This is a genomic window from Catenovulum sp. SX2 (assembly GCF_052056295.1).
Lineage (GTDB): Bacteria > Pseudomonadota > Gammaproteobacteria > Enterobacterales > Alteromonadaceae > Catenovulum.
The window spans coordinates 1545617-1564249 of sequence record NZ_CP182493.1 but is presented as its reverse complement, the minus strand read 5'-3'; the positions used below and the strand labels follow the sequence as shown (position 1 = coordinate 1564249).

The window sequence follows — 18633 nt, the reverse complement described above, 5'->3', positions numbered from 1 at the left end:
TATACTTATGGCTCCTCGGTTACAAAACAATATCAGTTTGCTGCTTATTTCTTATGGTTAAACTTTTCTCCGCGACAAATAAAAAAAACACTAAACAACCCAAAGCTATTGAAGTGACTATTGATGGGATAAACCATCAAGGGCATGGGGTGGCACGCCACCAAGGTAAAGTCTGTTTTGTTGAAGGTACATTGCCAGGCGAAACATGGAAAGCCAAAGTGCTGGAAGATAAAAAACACTTTATCCAAGCGCAAGGCATTAAATGCTTAACTGAATCTCCCGCTAGGCAAACGCCGCCGTGCCAGTGGGCGGAAACTTGTGGTGGTTGCCAGTTGCAACATATGCAGCCACAAGCTCAAATAGCAGCTAAACAAACATTTGTTGAAGGTTTATTTAGCAAAGTTAAATTGCACAATTTGCCTTGGCAGCGCAACTTACAAGCTGATGATTTGCATTACCGCAACAGAGTGCGCCTAGCTGCTTGGTATGAAGGTAAACAAGACAAATTACATATCGGCTTGCGGCAAAAGCGCAGTAAAAAATTAGTTGCTGTGGATAAATGTTTGTTGGCACCAAAAGCATTTGAAAAAATTCTACCAGCTTTACATGGCCAACTTGATGCGCTGGCAGATAAAAAGCTGATTCAGCATGTTGAACTTCATCAAATAGATGACTTGTCTATTGTCTTATTACGTATTGCCGAGCCTTTATCGCAAGCTGATTTAAACCAATTAAAACAATTTTCACAGCAATATGCTTGTGTGTTTTATTTGCAAACTGGCTCTATGCCCGCCTTGCCACTAGATGGTGCAACAAGGGAACTTAGTTACCCAATTATGGGTCTAAAGATGCACTTTCAGTTAGCTGATTTTATTCAAGTTAACCATCAAATGAATCAACAAATGGTCGAGCAAGCAATTAATTGGTTATCCGTGCAGTCACAAGACAAGGTACTCGATTTATTCTGTGGTAGCGGCAACTTCTCTTTACCTATCAGTAAACTATCTCAATCTGTTACTGGCATCGAAGGCAGCGAATCTGCAGTTGAGCGCGCACAGCAAAACGCTGAGTCTAATCAAATCAATAATTGCCAGTTTATCGCAAAAAATTTAGCCGACGAAACTGAGCTTAAACAGATTAATTGGGGGGACTATGATAAAATTCTGCTCGATCCTTCCAGAGATGGCGCAGTATTAGCATGCCAACAGGCAAAAAACTGGCAAGCAGATTCAGTTTTGTATATTGCTTGTGATGCAAATTCACTGGTGAGGGACAGCCAATTTTTATATGATGCTGGTTATCAAATAGACAAAATAGCTCTGGTGGATATGTTTCCACATACAGCACATGTAGAAACAATGGCTTTGTTTAAACGAGTTTAACGGTAGTTATTATGGTTTCAGTACGGCAATCGCACGATAAAGATAATAAATTTATAGCGTTTTCAGAATGGATAGACTCAATTGAGTTTTCTGAAGAAACGCGCAAACACGCGGTTGAAACTTGTTATGTGTTGTTAGAAGAGCTTGATCCTAGCCCTTTGATGTTAAGTATTTCACGTGAATTAGTTGAAATACTCTCTACTTTAAATATGGACAGCGAAACACTAGTCGCGGCCATGTTGTACCCATACTGGCAACGCAAACTCATTAGCGAACAAGCCATTGTTTCCACCTTCTCGAAAACCGTTTATGACCTAGTTCACGGTATTGAACAAATGGCGGCTATTCGAATTTTACACCATCAAAAACGCGGTGAATTGTCATCAGACCAAGTGGATAACATTCGCCGTATGTTATTAGCTATGGTTGAAGATGTTCGCGCTGTGGTGATTAAACTTGCCGTATGTATTATTGAATTGCGATTAGCCAAAAACGCTGATGAAGAAACTCGTGTATTAGCTGCGAAAGAAGCGGCAACCATTTATGCACCGCTAGCTAACAGGTTAGGCATAGGTCAAATAAAATGGGAAATTGAAGATTATTGTTTTCGTTACCAACATCCTGAAATGTATAAAAAAATTGCCAGTATGTTGGACGAAAAACGCAAAGACAGAGCCAGTTATATTCGTCAATTTGTTCGTGAAGTGCGTGAAGCATTAGCTGAACACAATATTAAAGGCGAAGTGTTTGGTCGACCTAAACACATTTATAGCATCTATAAAAAGATGCAAAACAAAGATTTATCTTTTGAACGCTTATTTGATATTCGAGCTGTACGTATTTTATTAGATAGCAAATTAGATTGTTATCAAGCTATGGGCATAGTGCACAGTAAATGGCGTCCACTTTCAAAAGAGTTTGACGATTATATCTCTGCACCTAAACCCAATGGTTATCAGTCTATCCACACAGTTGTTATCGGTCCAAAAGGTAAACCTGTTGAAGTGCAAATTCGCACCCACCAAATGCATGAAGAATCAGAATTGGGTGTGGCAGCGCACTGGCGCTACAAAGAAGGCACAGCCAATGGCAAAGAAGACGGTTACCAAGAAAAAATAAACTGGTTGCGCAAATTATTGCAATGGCAAGAAGACGTTAATGGCAATGGTGATATGCTCGAAGAGCTGCGTAGCCAAGTGTTTGAAGACAGGGTTTATGTGTTCACGCCTAAAGGTGATGTAGTTGATTTACCACAGGGTAGTACTCCACTCGATTTTGCTTATTACATTCACAGTAATGTTGGCCATTGTTGCATAGGCGCTAAAATATCCGGTCGAATTGTGCCATTTAGTTATGTTTTACAAAATGGCGATCAAATTGAAATTCTCACCGGCAAGGAGCCAAATCCTAAACGCGATTGGCTAAACCCAAGTTTAGGTTATCTCAAGTCGAGCCGAGCACGCGCTAAAGCACATCATTGGTTTAAACAGCAAGATAAAGAGAAGAATTTACACGAAGGTCGCGAGGTCTTAGAAGCTGAATTAAAACGTTCAGGTTTAACCTTAGCGGACGCCGAACCTGCAATTAGCCGCTTTAATATGCACAGCTTAGACGACTTGTTAGCTGCAGTGGGCGGAGGTGATGTTAACCCTAGCCAAATCATTAACTTTATTCAAAGCAAACAGCAAAAAGCTAAAAACGACATTGATGAGCGCTTATTAAGTAAACTTGAAGCGACGCCGCCAAAAGAAGCCAATGCACAAGGCATAATAGTCCAAGGTGTAGGTAACCTATTAACTTATATGGCGAAATGTTGTGAACCAGTCAAAGGGGATGTGGTTTCAGGTTATATCACTCATGGTAAAGGTGTGTCGGTACACAGAAGCGATTGTGACCAACTTGCGCAAATGTTGGAGCAACATCCTGAACGTGCAGTTGATGTAGAGTGGGGCGGCTCAGGCTCGCAAGGCTATCGTGTAACAGTAAGAGTAATTGCTGAAGATAGGTCAGGTTTATTGCGCGACATTACTACTATTTTGGCTAATGAGAAAGCTTATGTACTTGGTGTGCGCAGTCATTCTGATGAAAGCAAACAAGAAGCGGCAATAGACATAGATATGTCGGTGCCGCATGTCGACAGCTTAACTAAGTTGCTATCTAAAATTAGCCAGTTACCGGGTATATTTGAAGCAACGCGGTTAAAATCTTAATGCACAAAGACTTTTACAACATTGAAGACCTGCAAGCCATTATGCAGGCACTACGTACGCCAGAAACGGGTTGTCCGTGGGATCTTAAACAGACTTTTGCATCTATTGTCTCGCACACATTAGAAGAAGCGTACGAAGTAGCTGACACAATTGAGCGGCAAGATTTTACTGAGCTGAAATATGAATTAGGTGATTTGCTCTTTCAGGTGATCTTTTATAGCCAGCTTGGCAAAGAACAAGCTTTGTTTGATTTCCCGCAGGTGGTTGATGGCATCTGTAAAAAGTTAGTTCGCCGTCATCCGCATGTATTTGGCGATGCTAATTTAGCAACTGATGCTGAAATAAAAGCAAACTGGGAAAAAGAAAAAGCCAAAGAGCGCGCAGAAAAATCATCAAGCAACCACAACAGTGTATTAGATGATGTTCCTAATAACTTACCTGCGTTGTCGCGCGCCAACAAACTGCAAAAACGTTGCGCAACTGTAGGGTTTGACTGGCCAGAAATAACCCAAACTATCGCCAAAGTAAAAGAAGAAATTGTTGAATTAGAAGTTGAAATAGCCGCTAATCAACAAGAAAAAGCGGCAGAAGAACTCGGTGATTTAATGTTTGCTTTGGTCAATGTTAATCGTCAATTAAAACTCGACCCTGAAACAACTTTGCGTAAAGCCAATCAAAAGTTTGAAAAGCGTTTCCGCCAAGTTGAATTACTCGCATTAGAAACATTTCAACAGCCAGTAGAAGAATTGACATTAGAGCAAATGGAAAGCCTGTGGCAAAAGGTGAAACAGACTAATTAATCTTTTGATCTAACTGGCTTTTTCAACTATTGTTATTCTACAAGTTTATTCTTTTAGGGTAAAAAAGTGCCAAAACTCCATACCTTGATATTTCTTGCGGTGTTTTTAGCTGTTAGTTACAAAATAATCGAACCTATGCTGTTCGAAAAAAACAAAGATAAAGACAAAGAAAAAAAAGATAAACAACAGCAAGAGCAAACAGTTTCGAACTCACCTTCTGGAAAGGTTGACCCTAAGCTGATGTATATCCAAGAGCGTTTGTCTGAGGGCATGCCGAAACTCTATTCATGGCAGCGTTTATTGCATTTAAACGATGCAGAGCAAGATGAACCATTCGAACGTTACGCGGACGAATGGTTAGATGCTAATCCACAGCAATTGTTTAAATATGCCTTTGCGGGCAAAAAAGCGGTTACTGACGGCTCAATTCAACAAAAAATCCTTTATCGGGTTGTTAAAGTTTACCCTGAACACTACGTACAGCTACTAGGTGAATTGTTACCTGCGGACTTTGTTAGAAAGTTAGATCTTCATTTAGCTTTAGGTTTATACCAATTAAACTCGGCATCAGCGACCGCAAATATACTTGAGCTAGCTGAGTTTCAGCGTTTACCCAACGAAGTCGCAGATGAGTTTATTGGTAAAATATTCAATCAAGATTATCTGGCCGCCAAAGCTTGGTTTGAACAAATGCCAGCTTTTAACCAAGTTGAAGTTTATGTTGATTATGTTGACGAGCGTGACAAACAATATCAACAAGAATTGGAACAAAGCCAAGCAGCTAACTGATATAAATTGCAGTGGTTTGTGACACTTTTATGTAAATCATCGTCTATGCTTAAAGTTACTGAATAATAATTTTAAGTATTTATGATTTTTACCAATTGGATTAGTGCAACAGTTTTAACCTTATTATTTCTAGTAAGCGCAGCTTCGGTGCGTAACCTTGCCCCTGGCAATAATAGTCGAATCCGCCGTGTTGCTTTTTTCTGTTTGTCTTATCTATTCTCAGTCGCAGGTTATCATTTAGCGATTGGCCTTGAACTTGAAACCTCAACTGCTGTTGATACAACAGAGAACCTTAGTTTTTTACTTGGTTGGTTAACCATAGTCGAAATTTTCTCAATTTTAGTTTTTAAGCTTATCCTACCCAAACTCGGCCATAATTTACCTTCGTTGGTGACTGAGCTCTTTTTAGGCATATCTATCATCATCTTATTGATAGTGACGCTGAAAAATTTTGATGTCGATACTACAAGTATTGCAGCAACTTCAGCGGTAATTACTGCAATTCTTGCGATAGGTTTGCAAGCTACTTTGGGTAATGTAATAGGTGGTTTGGCACTGCAATTGGATAGATCAATTCGTATTGGTGATTGGATCCAACTTGAAAATGGCAAACAGGGGCGAGTACAAGAGATTCGTTGGCGACACACTGTATTGGAAACGCGTGATTGGGATACGCTAATTGTGCCTAATTCATCATTATTGGCTGCGAATATTATGATTTTGGGTAAACGTGAAGGGGAATCTCGTCAGCATAGAATGTGGGTGTATTTTGCTGTCGATTTTCGGTTTAACCCTTCGTTTGTTATCGAGACGGTTGAAAAAGCCATTCAAGCGCCACCTATTATTCCAAACATGTCGCCTTATCCCAAACCTAACTGTATATGTTATGACTTTGCCAAAGAGCATCACAACAGTTACGCCATTTATGCTATTCGCTATTGGTTAACCGATTTACAAGAAGACGACCCAACCAATTCTTTAGTACGCCGACGTTTATATGCAGCGTTGCAGCGCGCTAAAATTCCTATGGCGATCCCAGCTGCGCAAATTTTTGTTGAGAAAGACAATAACGAAAGACGCGAGCGCAAAGCGCGCAGTGAAATGGAAAACCGCATTGATGCCTTGAAACAAGTTGAGTTTTTAAATGCATTAACAGCCAAGGAATATGCGCAACTTGCTAAGAGCTTACAGCCGGTGTTGTACTCTAAAGGCGAAAACATCATGGTGCAAAATGACAAAGCTCATTGGTTGTATATTATGACTGAAGGTGAGGTGGAAGTTTGGGTGAGTGTTCGTGGGCACAAACGCAAAGTAACTGAAATGTCGGCTCCAACCTTTTATGGTGAAATGGGGTTAATGACGGGCGAGCCGCGCAGTGCGACTGTGGTGGCTGTATCTGATGTTAAGTGTTATCGCTTGTTCCGCGATGCATTTCAAAAAGTATTGCATGATAGGCCAGCTATGGCGGAGGAAATTTCGTCTATTTTGGCTGCGCGTGAAGTTGAAACTCAGTCAGTTAAAGAGCAGTTGGATGAGGAGTCGCATAATGAGCGGGTTACTCAGGCATCTGTGCATATGTTAGATAAAATCACCTCGTTTTTTGGCTTAACGGACTATAGGGATTATGAGTAGATACGAAAGCGCGATTTAATCCGGTGGCATGGAAGGGAAGTTATATGGGGAATTACTCACAAAAGCGCTTCAAGCCCGTCCGTGGGTCGCTCGCAAAAGATATCCCTATCTTTTGAAGTTTTGCTCGCAACACACCCATATACCTTCTAGACAATGTACGTGCTGTATTGTTTCAGCAGCCATTGCAAAGCTAGAGAATGGCTACTCAAATGCTGATTTTCTAAAACTTCGTAAAACAGGGACGTTTTACGGGAGCGACCATGGGCGGTGTACAGCGTTTTTAGAAAATTATGCTTCGAGTGGCCATTCAGATGCACCACTTGAAGCACTACTTTATCTAGACGTCCTAAGCTTTTTTCACAAACTCAGATTTAAGCATCATCTGACCTATGCCATCAATTTTACAATCAATGTTATGGTCGCCATCAACCAAACGATTAATTTTCACCTTAGTGCCAATTTTCGCAACAGACGACGAGCCTTTAACTTTTAAATCTTTAATTAAAGTAACTTGGTCGCCGTCTTGCAAAACATTGCCATGCACATCTTTAACCACTAAACCTTCCTCAGCAACAGGATCAGAATCCGACCATTCATTCGCGCATTCAGGGCAAATATATAAAGATTGATCTTGGTAAGTGTATTCAGAGCCGCACTTAGGGCAAGGTGGCAAAGTATCTGACATAAAAAATCCTAATAATTTAAAACTAAGTGCTCAGAATTGGCAGTTAATAATTAACCCAGAATCAGGGTAAATAAAAATGGCGTTGTGATTTTTAATCAACAACGCCATAAAACTAAAAAATTTACCCAGTTTAGGGCAAATTATTAAACTTATTCAGTAGCGGCTTCGCGTGCTTCACAGGCTTCTAACGTATTAGAAATAAGCGTAGCAACTGTCATAGGGCCAACACCACCTGGTACAGGGGTAATATAACTTGCTTTATCTGCAGCAACTGCATATTCAACGTCACCGACTAATTTACCTGTGCTTAAACGGTTAATACCTACATCTATCACCAAGGCGCCTGGCTTAATCCAATCACCTGGGATAAATTCAGGTTTTCCAACAGCAACAACTAATAAATCAGCGCGGCGTACATGGCTTTCTAAATCTTTAGTGAATCTGTGGGTGATTGTAGTTGTACAACCAGCCAGCAGTAATTCTAATGCCATAGGGCGACCAACAATATTAGATGCACCAACAATTACAGCTTCCATACCAGTTACATCTTGGCCTGTGCTTTCAATTAATTTGGTGATACCAAATGGTGTGCAAGGGCGTAAAACAGGGATGCGTTGGGCTAAACGGCCGATGTTGTATGGGTGGAAACCATCAACGTCTTTTTCAGGTGCAATGCGCTCAATAACTTGAGTGGCATCTAAACCTGCTGGTAGAGGGAGTTGCACCAAAATGCCGTCAATTTCATCATCTTGATTTAATTGATCAACCTTAGCTAATAATTCTTCTTGAGTGGTGGTTGCTGGTAAGTCGTATGATTTACTAACAAAACCAACATGTTCACAAGCGTTGCGTTTGTTTGCTACGTATACTTGTGAAGCCGGATCAGCACCCACTAAAATAACTGCCAAACCCGGTGCTCTTTTACCGGCGGCAATACGAGCGTCCACTGCTTCTTTTACTTCTGCTCGTATGTTTAAAGCGATACTTTTACCGTCAATTATTTGCGCTGTCATTGATTGCCTATCTCTGTCTATTTATCTGCGCGTATTGTCGCATGAAATTTAAGATTAATCAGCTTGTTGTTTTAACAAATATAAAAAGTCTAAAGCTTGCCTTGGTGTCATACTATCTGGGTCGCAGTCAGCCATCATTTCTGCCAATGGATGTTTGGCGGTTAACCAATCCACTTGGTTGCTAGTTGATGACGCTGTATTGGTATCTGCACCTTGTGTTCCAGCTTGTAAAGCAGGTTTGTTTTCAAGTTCATGCAGCTTAGTTTTTGCTTGCTGAATCACATTTTTTGGAACACCTGCAAGTGATGCAACCTGTAATCCAAATGAGCGATTAGCCGCGCCTTCTTGCACTGCATGCATAAAGGTAATGCTATCACCATGTTCAATCGCATCTAAATGCACATTAGCAACTGTCGGTAATTGCTCGGTTAATTGAGTCATTTCAAAATAATGGGTGGCGAATAAAGTAAAAGCTTTTAGTTTACGCGCTAAGTTATCGGCACATGCCCAAGCAAGGGATAAACCATCGTATGTGCTGGTACCACGGCCTATTTCATCCATTAATACCAAGCTGTATTCAGTGGCATTGTTGAGGATATTGGCGGTTTCTGTCATTTCCACCATAAAAGTAGAGCGGCCACTGGCAAGATCGTCAGAAGCACCAATACGAGTAAATATTCTATCAATTGGTCCAACAACTACTTGATCAGCAGGGACAAAACTACCTATATAGGCCATCAAAGCAATTAATGCCGTTTGGCGCATATAAGTAGATTTACCCCCCATGTTTGGCCCAGTAATGACTAACATTCGGCGTTGTTCGTTTAACTCAACAGGGTTAGCGATAAAAGGCTCTGACGATAAAACTTCAACAACTGGATGGCGGCCACCACTGATATGGATACCCGCTTTGTCACTGAATTGTGGTCGACAATAATTAAGTGTTTCTGCGCGCTCAGCTAAGTTATTTAATACATCTAACCGAGCGATTAAATCAGAGGTATTTTGCAGTGCACTGACTTGCGGCGCAAAAATATCAAACAACTGTTCGTACAATTGTTTTTCAAGCGCAAGTGCTTTGCTTTGTGCGGTTAATACCTTGTCTTCTAACTCTTTTAGCTCTGGGGTAATAAAACGTTCAGCGTTTTTAAGTGTTTGTCTACGGGTATATTCAACCGGTGCTTGTGCTGCTTGTGCTCGGCTAATCTCAATAAAAAAGCCGTGAACCTTGTTATAACCAACTTTTAGCGTATTTAAACCGGTGCGCTCACGCTCACGAATTTCAATTTGCTCTAAAATGCTTTGTGCACCAGCACTTAATCTACGTAACTCATCTAATTCAGCGTTATAACCTTCGGCTAACACGCCACCGTCACGCACAACTACAGGTGGGTTTTCAACAATTGCGCGGTTTAATAATTCAGATAAATCATCAAATGCCTGTATTTGTTTGCCGTATTCTTGCAATCGGTTTTCGCCAGAATCGGCTAATAAAAATTGAATATCAGGCACTATTGTTAGTGCATTACGTAAACGTGAAAAATCGCGAGGACGTGCTGAGCGCAGAGCAATGCGCGAGATAATGCGCTCTATATCACCCACTTGTTTGAGTTGATGTCTAAGCTCAGTATAAATCCCCGAATTTAAAATGCTTTCAATCACATCTTGGCGTTGATTTAAGCGAGTTAAATCGCGAATTGGGTGAACTATCCAGCGTTGTAATAAACGGCTGGCCATAGGTGTGGCCGTTTGGTCGAGTACCGACAATAAACTTTGCCCACGCGCGCCAGATAAGCTTTGGCTTAACTCTAAATTACGAATTGAAATTGCATCTAAAAATAAGTTATCGGTCAGGCGAATAACCTTTAAGCCACGTAAATGTGGTACTGCCGCTTTTTGCGTGTCTTTGACATATTGCAAAATTGCGCCAGCCGCACCTATAGCTGCGTGTTTATCGCTAATGCCAAAACCGGATAAATCTTTGGTATTGAATTGTTTAGTTAGCTGACGAAAAGCTGTGTCTGCTTCAAAGTCCCATTCTGGGCGGCGTTTACTCGCGGTCACTTCGTCTAACAAAGTTAAGTTGGCAAAGTTATCTGGGTACAATAATTCTGCTGGGCGAGTTTGCTGTAAAAAAGCTTGTAACGCTTCTGATGAATCTAGTTCAGCTACTTCAAAACGACCTGAAGTAATGTCTAAAGTGGCTACACCAAACATCAATTGTTTTTGCCAAGGTGATTGCACTTCACACAAGGCCATTAAAATATTATCGCGACGCTCATCTAATAAGGATTCTTCGGTAATAGTTGCAGGTGTTAATACCCGCACAACTTGGCGTTCAACAGGCCCTTTGCTGGTGGCTGGATCGCCAATTTGTTCACATATAGCTACTGATTCACCCAAAGCAACTAATTTAGCTAAATAGGTATCAACCGCATGATAAGGCACACCCGACATTGGAATGGGTTTACCTGCGGTTTTGCCTCTGTGGGTGAGTGAGATATCTATTAATTCTGATGCTTTTTTTGCATCATCAAAGAAGAGTTCGTAAAAGTCACCCATACGGTAAAACACTAAGATGTCTTTATACTCTGCTTTTATTTTCAGGTATTGTTGCATCATAGGTGTGTGTTGACTCAAACTTTGTTCTGAATAAATATCTGTACTCATTTGTAATTTTTACCTGATTTGAGATTTGCCGAGCATGTATTGGACTGAAATTCTTCAAGCCGCTGAAAACTGTGGCGCTATTTTAACGCGGAAAGGGCTAACCATTGCAACCGCTGAATCATGTACTGGCGGTGGGATTGCTTATGCTTTAACCGAAATCGCCGGAAGTTCTGCCTATTTTACCCAAAGTTGGGTGACTTACAGTAATTTAGCCAAAGAAAATTGTCTAGGCGTGGCCGCTGATACTTTAGAAAAGTATGGTGCTGTGAGTGAGCAAGTGGTTGCGGAAATGGCTGCCGGTGTGTTGCAAAACTCTGGGGCTGATATTGCGGTAACCACTAGTGGTATTGCTGGGCCGGGTGGGGCAACCGATACTAAACCTGTAGGTTTAGTGCATTTTGCTTGGCAAATTAAAGGGCAAGGTGCGTTGTGTGAACATAAAGTATTTGATGGTGATAGAGCGGCAGTTCGGCAGCAGGCTATTTTATATGCATTGGAAAAAATTGAAGTTTTGTTGGATAAAACCGAGTGATAACAAGTCGCTGAGTGGTTATGTGCAATATGCTCAAAAGCACGACAGCATAACTTTCGCAAAACCGCTGTGAATACAATCCCTGTACGCTTCGCTTTTTCATCCATGAAAAAGAAATTTTGCTCTAAGTTATTGCTGACGAACTTTTTACCAATGTTATCGCTGAGTAATTGGTTTTTGGAGCTCAAAACTTTTAAAGTTAATTGCCAAACTATGCTGGGTGGGAATACTCGGTAGCGTCTTAATATCATTAATGTTTAAGAGGGAATATCAATGACAGTGTTTAAACCACTATTGTGTGTGGTTCTAGTTTGTATCATTGGTTTATTGGTCGCCCTCTATCCTAATGCTGAACCAATAAACAAACCTCTGATTCACGATTTTAGTGTCAATAATACTGAAACAACCCTTGCTAACTCGCCAGTAAAAGAGAAATCGAAACATCCGACAGACGCTTCTACTGAGCACAAAGCTAACCATAACCAGCATTTGAATAAGCAGCATGAGCCAGCGACGGAAGAAAAAGCATTCGTTGACGATGATGCCATGAGTATTGAAGCCTTTTTACAGCAAGAGCGCCATAAAGCAATGGTGACAAAAGAGCTTGTTGACGTCCCGCTAGAACAAGCTCTTGCCCGGCTTAAAGACGTCCCTGAATTTATGCTACGAGAAGTACCTGGTTTAAAAGACCGCCCCCCTACAAACAAAGATTATTCTGCAACTAATTTTCCTATCAGCCCTGTATATTTGAAATTTCCAACTGTGCCAAGAGCTTGGTACGACAGTTTGTTTTTTCAGGGTAACTTTGAAGATCACCGAGCAATGCAATTAACAAAACACTTATCAAAGTGGGTTGCGAGTACATGTCCTCATTTAGATATTCTGTATGTGAAATGTAGTATGACTGCCTGTGAAATAGATTTATCCCCAATCAAAGGGTTAGACCTGAGCGGTAAAGGGTGGTGGTCACATTGTTATATTCCAAACTACTTAAGGTCTATAGGTTACAAAACTCGGCTTAGGCATGCGATACAACCCAGACATTATCGGCAAGAAATTTATAGTTTTCACGCTGAATATTATTAGTGCCTAGTTGCAAATGTCGACAAAGCGATTGTTTCCATCTGACCATTGCACCCATCAACAAACACCCCGCAAAAAATTTCCAACAAAAAACTTGATACTGTATGAGTAACCAGTATACTTAAACCCAACTTAACGAATACCTAGTCGGAGATTTCTTAAATGAGCGACAGCAAACAAAAAGCCCTTAGTGCAGCATTAGGACAAATCGAGCGCCAATTTGGTAAAGGTTCGATCATGAAGTTGGGTGACAACTCAGCATTGGACATTGAAAGTATTTCAACTGGTTCACTAAGCTTAGATATTGCGCTAGGTATAGGTGGTTTGCCATGTGGTCGTGTTGTTGAAATCTTCGGTCCTGAATCATCTGGTAAAACAACACTAACGTTACAAACAATCGCAGAAGCGCAGAAAAAAGGTAAAACTTGTGCCTTTATCGATGCTGAGCATGCACTTGACCCAGTATACGCAGAAAAACTTGGCGTAAATATCGACGAATTATTAGTTTCTCAACCTGATACTGGTGAGCAAGCATTAGAAATTGCTGACATGTTAGTGCGCTCAAGTGCAGTAGATGTAATCATAGTTGACTCGGTAGCTGCATTAACACCAAAAGCTGAAATTGAAGGCGAAATGGGTGATGCACACGTTGGTTTGCAAGCGCGTTTAATGTCGCAAGCTTTGCGTAAATTAACAGCGAACATTAAGAAATCAAATACCCTTTGTATCTTCATTAACCAAATTCGTATGAAGATAGGTGTTATGTTCGGTAACCCTGAAACCACAACTGGTGGTAATGCACTTAAATTCTATGCTTCTGTGCGTTTAGATATTCGTCGTACTGGTGCCGTGAAAGAAGGTGATGAAGTAACGGGTAGTGAAACGCGTGTTAAAGTGGTTAAAAACAAAGTTGCTCCACCATTTAGACAAGCTGATTTCCAAATTATGTACGGCCAAGGTATTTCTAAAGAAGGTGAGTTATTAGACCTAGGTGTTAAAGAAGGTTTAATCGACAAATCAGGTGCTTGGTACAGCTACAATGGCAATCGTATTGGTCAAGGTAAAGCTAACTGTATTAAATTCTTACAAGAGAATTTAGACATGGCACAAGAAGTTGAAGGTATTTTACGTCAACGCTTATTATTACCTTCGAAAAAAGATGCAGCTAACGCAGTTGAAGATAAAGCTGCTGCAGAAGCTACGGACGAATAAAGATACCCAAGCTGCTTGATACTTGAAGATGCGAGATTGTAGTCTTGCCCTTCAGGTGCTTTAAGTGGATTTGATATGGCACTGACAGCAGAATAAAAAACGCCGCACTCTTTATTAGAGTGCGGCGTTTTTGTTTTATGCAGTTTGTATTATGGCAAAAATTTAAATGCCGCCAGAGCGGCACTTAAAACTAATAAACTGCTAGGCTATTAGTCAGCTAATTCTTGACCGAATACCGGGAAGCCATTTTCGTCCCAAGTAATTACGCGAGCGCGTGCGTCACGGTTAGGATCTGTTAATGGGTTACCGATTAATTCTTTATAAGTACGAGCGTGGTAAATTAACACGTCGGTTTTGCCATCTTCTGCAACTGTAAAGCTGTTGTGACCTGGGCCATAACGTTTAACGGCTTCGTTAGTTGAAAATACTGGCTCTTGTGATTTGTTCCAAGAACTTTTATCCATTAAATCAGCATCTGCGTCAGCCCATAATAAACCCATAGTGTAGTTATGGTCAGTTGCGCTGGCTGAATATGTAACAAATACTTTACCGTTGCGAATTAATACCGCAGCACCTTCATTTACTTTGTAAGTAACAGTTTCCCAGGGCAATTCTGGTTTAGTTAATTGGATAACATTGTCTGTATCAATCGAAGTAGGTCCTGTCATTTCAGCCATCCATAGCGCACTGTTGTAAGTACGTTCTTTATCCGCTTGAGCCCAAATTAAATAACGTTTGCCTTTGTGTTCAAAGCTAGTTGCATCAAGTGCAAAGTTTTCCCAACCACTTTCAACTTGACCCGCTTCACGCCAGCTACCTTCCATTGGATTTGCACTATCGTTAACTAACGCATACATGCTGATGTGCCAAATATCTTCAGCGCGAGAAGCAGCAAAATGGATGTACCATTTGCCATCAACTTTATGTAGCTCAGGTGCCCAAATATGTTTACTCATAGGGCCTGATGCGTGTTTACGCCACAACACTTTTTCGGTTGCGTCTTTTAACCCATTAATGGTTTTTGCCGAGCGTAAAACAATTTGATTGTACTCAGGGTGGCTACCAATAAAGTAGTAAGTACCGTCTGTGTCTTTGTAAATCCAAGGATCGGCTCTTTGTTCTACAATTGGATTGTTGTAAACAATTTTACCATCTGCATTTGTTGTGGTTTCTGCTGCGTTTAAACTCATATTGCATCCTATTAACAGTCCTGCTACACCAAACAGTGCAAACTGTGCTGATTGAAGCATTTGTTTACCATAGCTTTTAGCCATTTTCATATCTACCTCATTTCACCTTTGTTAAGAAAATTTTAAATAGCATATCGTAATACTATAGCATTTGTGAAAAAGTATGCTATTATTTTTCGAAACTGATTTGTACCCAAGTTAGTTGGAATTTAAGTTTGAATTAACACTGAATTGGTCTTTACTTTAGTGTTATTGATTTCATATTTTAGAAGGTGGTTTATGAAAACGCGAATCTGGCTATATTGTTTTTCGGTGCTCTTGTCTAGCCTAGTCTTGGGTAAAAACTTAAATGCTCAAGAAGTGATCGCGCATGATCCAGTTATGATCCAAGTGAAAGACAAATTTTATCTATTCACTACGGGGTTAGGCGTTAGTTTTTATGAATCTACAGATTTAAAAAATTGGAAATCACACGGCTCAGTGTTTAAAGAATCTCCAGCTTGGACTAAAGATGTAAACCCTACCTTTGACGGCCATATGTGGGCACCAGACATCTATTTTGCCAATGATACTTTCTATTTGTACTACTCAGTTTCTGCATTCGGCAAAAATACTTCAGCTATTGGTGTGGTGACCACTAAAAGTTTAGACCCAGCATCACCGCATTATAAATGGACAGATCACGGCATTGTAGTGCGCTCGTACCCGCATCGTGATTTATGGAATGCGATAGACCCAGCGATTATTAAAGATGAACAAGGCGATACTTGGATGTCTTTTGGCTCATTCTGGTCTGGTATTAAAATGTTCAAGTTAACTGAAGATTTATTAAAACCAGCAGAGCCGCAAATTTGGCATAGCACTGCCAAACGCGAACGCTCAATTTTTGTAGAAGATCACCTAGCTTATCCAGGTGCGATTGAAGCGCCATTTATTTTCAAACACGGTGAATACTACTATCAATTTGTTTCTTGGGATTTTTGTTGCCGCGCTGAAGAAAGTACCTACAAAGTGGTTGTTGGTCGTTCTAAATCTGTAACAGGTCCTTATTTAGATAAAGAAGGCAAAGCCATGCATTTAGGTGGCGGCACAATCGTTATTCAAGGTGATAAAAACTGGTATGGCTTAGGCCACAACAGTATTTATCACGTAGGTGATGAAACTAAAATTGTATTTCACGCTTATGACGCGAATGAAAAAGGCTGGCCTAAACTTAAAATTGTTGATGTGCAGTGGTCACAAGATGGTTGGCCAACTGTTAAGCCAAACGATATCGTTAAATACAAAAGTAACTTAATTAAGTAGTTTTACCCTAAGTCGTTTTATCTAAACCGTATTTAAACTTTTTAATTACTCATATGATAAGGGTAATTAAAAACCTGAAGTAAAAGGGGAGAGTATGAAAATTCGTTCGACACTAAAACAAGGTGCCAAATGGTTTGGTGCATCGGCACTTGCAGGCATGTTACTAGCAGGCTGTGGCATGACGCAAAAAGCAAGCATTCCAACGGATGCTGAGTTACAAATAGCTGGAGATACTTTTGCAAATCCAATTAAGCGCAATGGTGCTGATCCTTGGATGCACTATTTCAACGGCAACTATTATTTAACTACGACTACATGGACTTCTCAGCTGGTGATGCGCAAATCACCAACTATCGCTGGTTTAGCCGATGCGCCAGCTCATTACATTTGGTCTGGTGACGATCCTTCTCGTGCATTTAACTTTTGGGCATTTGAATTCCACCCAATTGAACGACCAGAAGGTTTGCGTTGGTATGTTATTTTAACCTCAGGTGTTAAAGAACACTTCGGCGGTCAACGCAACCACATTATGGAAAGTGAAGGATCAGATCCTATGGGTCCGTACCAATACAAAGGTACACCAATGCCAGATCACTGGAACATTGATGGTAGCTACTTCGACCACAATGGCAAATTGTACTTCACTTGGTCTGAGTGGCACGGTGACGAGCAAGTTAACTTAGTTTCTGAAATGTCTAACCCATGGACTTTAGTTGGTGAGCGCAATGTTGTAACTCGCCCTGAATACAAATGGGAACAATCTGGCTTAAAAGTTAACGAAGGCCCAGAAATTTTAAAACACAATGGTCGTGTATTCTTAACTCACTCATCTAGCTTCTGTAACACTGAAGATTACAAAATTGCAGTAGTTGAATTAGTTGGTGATGATCCAGTTAAAACAGAATCTTGGAAGAAATTTGACGAGCCGTTCTTTGTAAAAGGTAACGGTGTATATGGCCCAGGTCACCACGGTTTCTTCATCTCTCCAGACGGCACTGAAGAATGGTTGATTTACCACGGTAACTCTTCACCAACTGATGGTTGTAGTGGTACACGTTCATCACGTGCACAAAAATTTGTTTGGAATGAAGAGGGTTTACCTGAGTTTGGCGAGCCATTAATGGACAAACAACAAACGCCTGTACCAAGTGGTGAACAAGGTCCAATTACTACTCGTGTTGAAGGTGTACGCTATAAATTAGTTAACCGTTTAACTAACCTTTGTTTAAGCGCGAATGCAAATGGTCAAACTAAAGTAGACCAATGTAGTGGCGAAAATACTGATTGGATTGTTGACCCAGCGAATGACGGTTTTTACCGTATCAATAACGCTGACTTAGGTACATTTGTTGGTCATCAAAACTGTGCTGACCCAAGCAGCGTTGCGGTTGCAAGCAAACCTTGGATGAGTTCAAACTGTCAACGTTGGTCGGTTGATCCTTCACGTGACGGTTGGGTACGTTTTGCAAATGCACAATCAATTTCACATTTACAAGCTGCTGGCTGTGAAGCGGCTGCTGGTACAACTGCAAGTGTTGGTGGCGACAGATTCAGCCAATGTACTGACTGGCGTTTAGAGCCTGTTGACAGTTTTGCAATTATCAATGTGAACAGCGGTAAAGTTGTGTCTGTAGATGACAGTGCAAAAGTTGCTGATACAAATATTAGCCAATATGAATACAAAGACTTAGCGAGCCAAAAATGGCAAGCAAAACACGTTGATAACGGTTTCTACAACTTTGAGTCAACCAATGCAGCTAACATGTGTTTAGCAGTGAATGGCGTAACTGACGGCAAAGTAGAAATTGCGGATAACGTGGTTCAGTCTGCTTGTAGTGAAAAAGACAGCTTATGGCGTTTCGAGTTTTTACCAAACGGTGCATTAAGAATGGTTTCTCACTATGGCCTAGCATTAATGGTTGAAGGTTGTTCAGTTAAAAACGACGACAACATGATGCAATTAGTTTGGAAAGATTTAGATTGCCAACATTTCTATTTCAGAGTTGCTGAATAAAGTTTCATCTTTGTTTTGCCCATGTGTTTGCCCGCGTATGCGGGCTTTTTTTTCGGTTTGCTTTTAAAGTATTACTATATTAACATAGCGGTAAAATTAACCAGTTTATTGTAAAT

Annotated in this window: 14 protein-coding genes; 10 read left to right on the top strand and 4 right to left on the bottom strand. The window is 40.7% G+C overall.

What is annotated here, in order from left to right:
- Window positions 1-53: 53 nt before the first annotated feature.
- From rlmD to ACMZOO_RS06560, 5 genes are all read left to right on the top strand, one after another.
- Complete coding sequence (gene rlmD, locus ACMZOO_RS06580; protein WP_440905910.1) at window positions 54-1382, top strand: 23S rRNA (uracil(1939)-C(5))-methyltransferase RlmD; 1329 nt, start codon at window positions 54-56, stop codon at window positions 1380-1382.
- Between the two features lie 11 nt (window positions 1383-1393).
- A complete protein-coding gene (gene relA / locus ACMZOO_RS06575; protein ID WP_440905909.1) occupies window positions 1394-3592 on the top strand; it encodes a GTP diphosphokinase in 2199 nt (732 codons plus the stop codon).
- Complete coding sequence (mazG, locus tag ACMZOO_RS06570) at window positions 3592-4392, top strand: nucleoside triphosphate pyrophosphohydrolase (RefSeq protein WP_440905908.1); 801 nt, start codon at window positions 3592-3594, stop codon at window positions 4390-4392. The genes relA and mazG overlap by 1 nt, the downstream gene beginning before the upstream one ends.
- Before the next feature lie 66 nt (window positions 4393-4458).
- Entirely contained in the window at window positions 4459-5181 is a 723-nt protein-coding gene (locus ACMZOO_RS06565) for a hypothetical protein (RefSeq protein ID WP_440905907.1), read from the top strand.
- Window positions 5182-5262: 81 nt separating this feature from the next.
- Window positions 5263-6813, top strand: coding sequence for a cyclic nucleotide-binding domain-containing protein (locus ACMZOO_RS06560; RefSeq protein WP_440905906.1), 1551 nt, complete (start codon window positions 5263-5265; stop codon window positions 6811-6813).
- A 346-nt stretch (window positions 6814-7159) separates the two neighbouring features.
- Here ACMZOO_RS06560 and ACMZOO_RS06555 read toward each other — a convergent pair whose 3' ends face one another.
- The 3 genes from ACMZOO_RS06555 to mutS form a co-directional block, all read right to left on the bottom strand.
- Window positions 7160-7498 carry a zinc ribbon domain-containing protein YjdM gene (locus tag ACMZOO_RS06555; RefSeq protein WP_440905905.1) on the bottom strand — a complete coding sequence of 113 codons (339 nt, stop codon included), beginning with the start codon at window positions 7496-7498 and terminating at the stop codon, window positions 7160-7162.
- 149 nt (window positions 7499-7647) lie between these two features.
- Entirely contained in the window at window positions 7648-8511 is an 864-nt protein-coding gene (gene folD / locus ACMZOO_RS06550; RefSeq protein ID WP_440905904.1) for a bifunctional methylenetetrahydrofolate dehydrogenase/methenyltetrahydrofolate cyclohydrolase FolD, read from the bottom strand.
- 54 nt (window positions 8512-8565) lie between these two features.
- Window positions 8566-11181: a DNA mismatch repair protein MutS gene (gene mutS, locus ACMZOO_RS06545; protein ID WP_440905903.1), complete on the bottom strand. Its 2616-nt coding sequence runs from the start codon at window positions 11179-11181 to the stop codon at window positions 8566-8568.
- A 34-nt stretch (window positions 11182-11215) separates the two neighbouring features.
- Here mutS and ACMZOO_RS06540 point away from each other — a divergent pair, with 34 nt between their 5' ends.
- The 3 genes from ACMZOO_RS06540 to recA all read left to right on the top strand — a co-directional run bounded on the left by ACMZOO_RS06540 (window position 11216) and on the right by recA (window position 14008).
- Window positions 11216-11713: a CinA family protein gene (locus ACMZOO_RS06540; protein WP_440905902.1), complete on the top strand. Its 498-nt coding sequence runs from the start codon at window positions 11216-11218 to the stop codon at window positions 11711-11713.
- Window positions 11714-11986: 273 nt separating this feature from the next.
- Window positions 11987-12799 (top strand): hypothetical protein, encoded by an 813-nt coding sequence (locus tag ACMZOO_RS06535; RefSeq protein ID WP_440905901.1) that lies wholly within the window; start codon window positions 11987-11989, stop codon window positions 12797-12799.
- Window positions 12800-12958: 159 nt separating this feature from the next.
- Window positions 12959-14008 (top strand): recombinase RecA, encoded by a 1050-nt coding sequence (gene recA, locus ACMZOO_RS06530; RefSeq protein ID WP_016954307.1) that lies wholly within the window; start codon window positions 12959-12961, stop codon window positions 14006-14008.
- A gap of 209 nt (window positions 14009-14217) precedes the next feature.
- Here recA and ACMZOO_RS06525 read toward each other — a convergent pair whose 3' ends face one another.
- Entirely contained in the window at window positions 14218-15198 is a 981-nt protein-coding gene (locus ACMZOO_RS06525; protein ID WP_440905900.1) for a glycoside hydrolase family 43 protein, read from the bottom strand.
- Between the two features lie 279 nt (window positions 15199-15477).
- On the opposite strand from ACMZOO_RS06525, the gene ACMZOO_RS06520 reads away from it, so the two are divergent.
- Together ACMZOO_RS06520 and ACMZOO_RS06515 are read left to right on the top strand one after the other, a co-directional pair.
- On the top strand, window positions 15478-16503 hold the full coding sequence (locus tag ACMZOO_RS06520) for an arabinan endo-1,5-alpha-L-arabinosidase (RefSeq protein ID WP_440905899.1): 1026 nt from the start codon (window positions 15478-15480) through the stop codon (window positions 16501-16503).
- 94 nt (window positions 16504-16597) lie between these two features.
- Window positions 16598-18517, top strand: a complete 1920-nt coding sequence (locus ACMZOO_RS06515) for a family 43 glycosylhydrolase (protein ID WP_440905898.1) — start codon at window positions 16598-16600, stop codon at window positions 18515-18517.
- Window positions 18518-18633 lie beyond the last annotated feature (116 nt).

What these genes read in the sequence shown, in the direction of transcription:
- rlmD (WP_440905910.1), top strand. Translation starts at nt 54, where the DNA reads ATGGTTAAACTTTTCTCCGCGACAAATAAAAAAAACACTAAACAACCC.
- relA (WP_440905909.1), top strand. Translation starts at nt 1,394, where the DNA reads ATGGTTTCAGTACGGCAATCGCACGATAAAGATAATAAATTTATAGCG.
- mazG (WP_440905908.1), top strand. Translation starts at nt 3,592, where the DNA reads ATGCACAAAGACTTTTACAACATTGAAGACCTGCAAGCCATTATGCAG.
- ACMZOO_RS06560 (WP_440905906.1), top strand. Translation starts at nt 5,263, where the DNA reads ATGATTTTTACCAATTGGATTAGTGCAACAGTTTTAACCTTATTATTT.
- ACMZOO_RS06555 (WP_440905905.1), bottom strand. Translation starts at nt 7,498, where the DNA reads ATGTCAGATACTTTGCCACCTTGCCCTAAGTGCGGCTCTGAATACACT.
- folD (WP_440905904.1), bottom strand. Translation starts at nt 8,511, where the DNA reads ATGACAGCGCAAATAATTGACGGTAAAAGTATCGCTTTAAACATACGA.
- mutS (WP_440905903.1), bottom strand. Translation starts at nt 11,181, where the DNA reads ATGAGTACAGATATTTATTCAGAACAAAGTTTGAGTCAACACACACCT.
- ACMZOO_RS06540 (WP_440905902.1), top strand. Translation starts at nt 11,216, where the DNA reads ATGTATTGGACTGAAATTCTTCAAGCCGCTGAAAACTGTGGCGCTATT.
- ACMZOO_RS06535 (WP_440905901.1), top strand. Translation starts at nt 11,987, where the DNA reads ATGACAGTGTTTAAACCACTATTGTGTGTGGTTCTAGTTTGTATCATT.
- recA (WP_016954307.1), top strand. Translation starts at nt 12,959, where the DNA reads ATGAGCGACAGCAAACAAAAAGCCCTTAGTGCAGCATTAGGACAAATC.
- ACMZOO_RS06525 (WP_440905900.1), bottom strand. Translation starts at nt 15,198, where the DNA reads ATGAGTTTAAACGCAGCAGAAACCACAACAAATGCAGATGGTAAAATT.
- ACMZOO_RS06520 (WP_440905899.1), top strand. Translation starts at nt 15,478, where the DNA reads ATGAAAACGCGAATCTGGCTATATTGTTTTTCGGTGCTCTTGTCTAGC.
- ACMZOO_RS06515 (WP_440905898.1), top strand. Translation starts at nt 16,598, where the DNA reads ATGAAAATTCGTTCGACACTAAAACAAGGTGCCAAATGGTTTGGTGCA.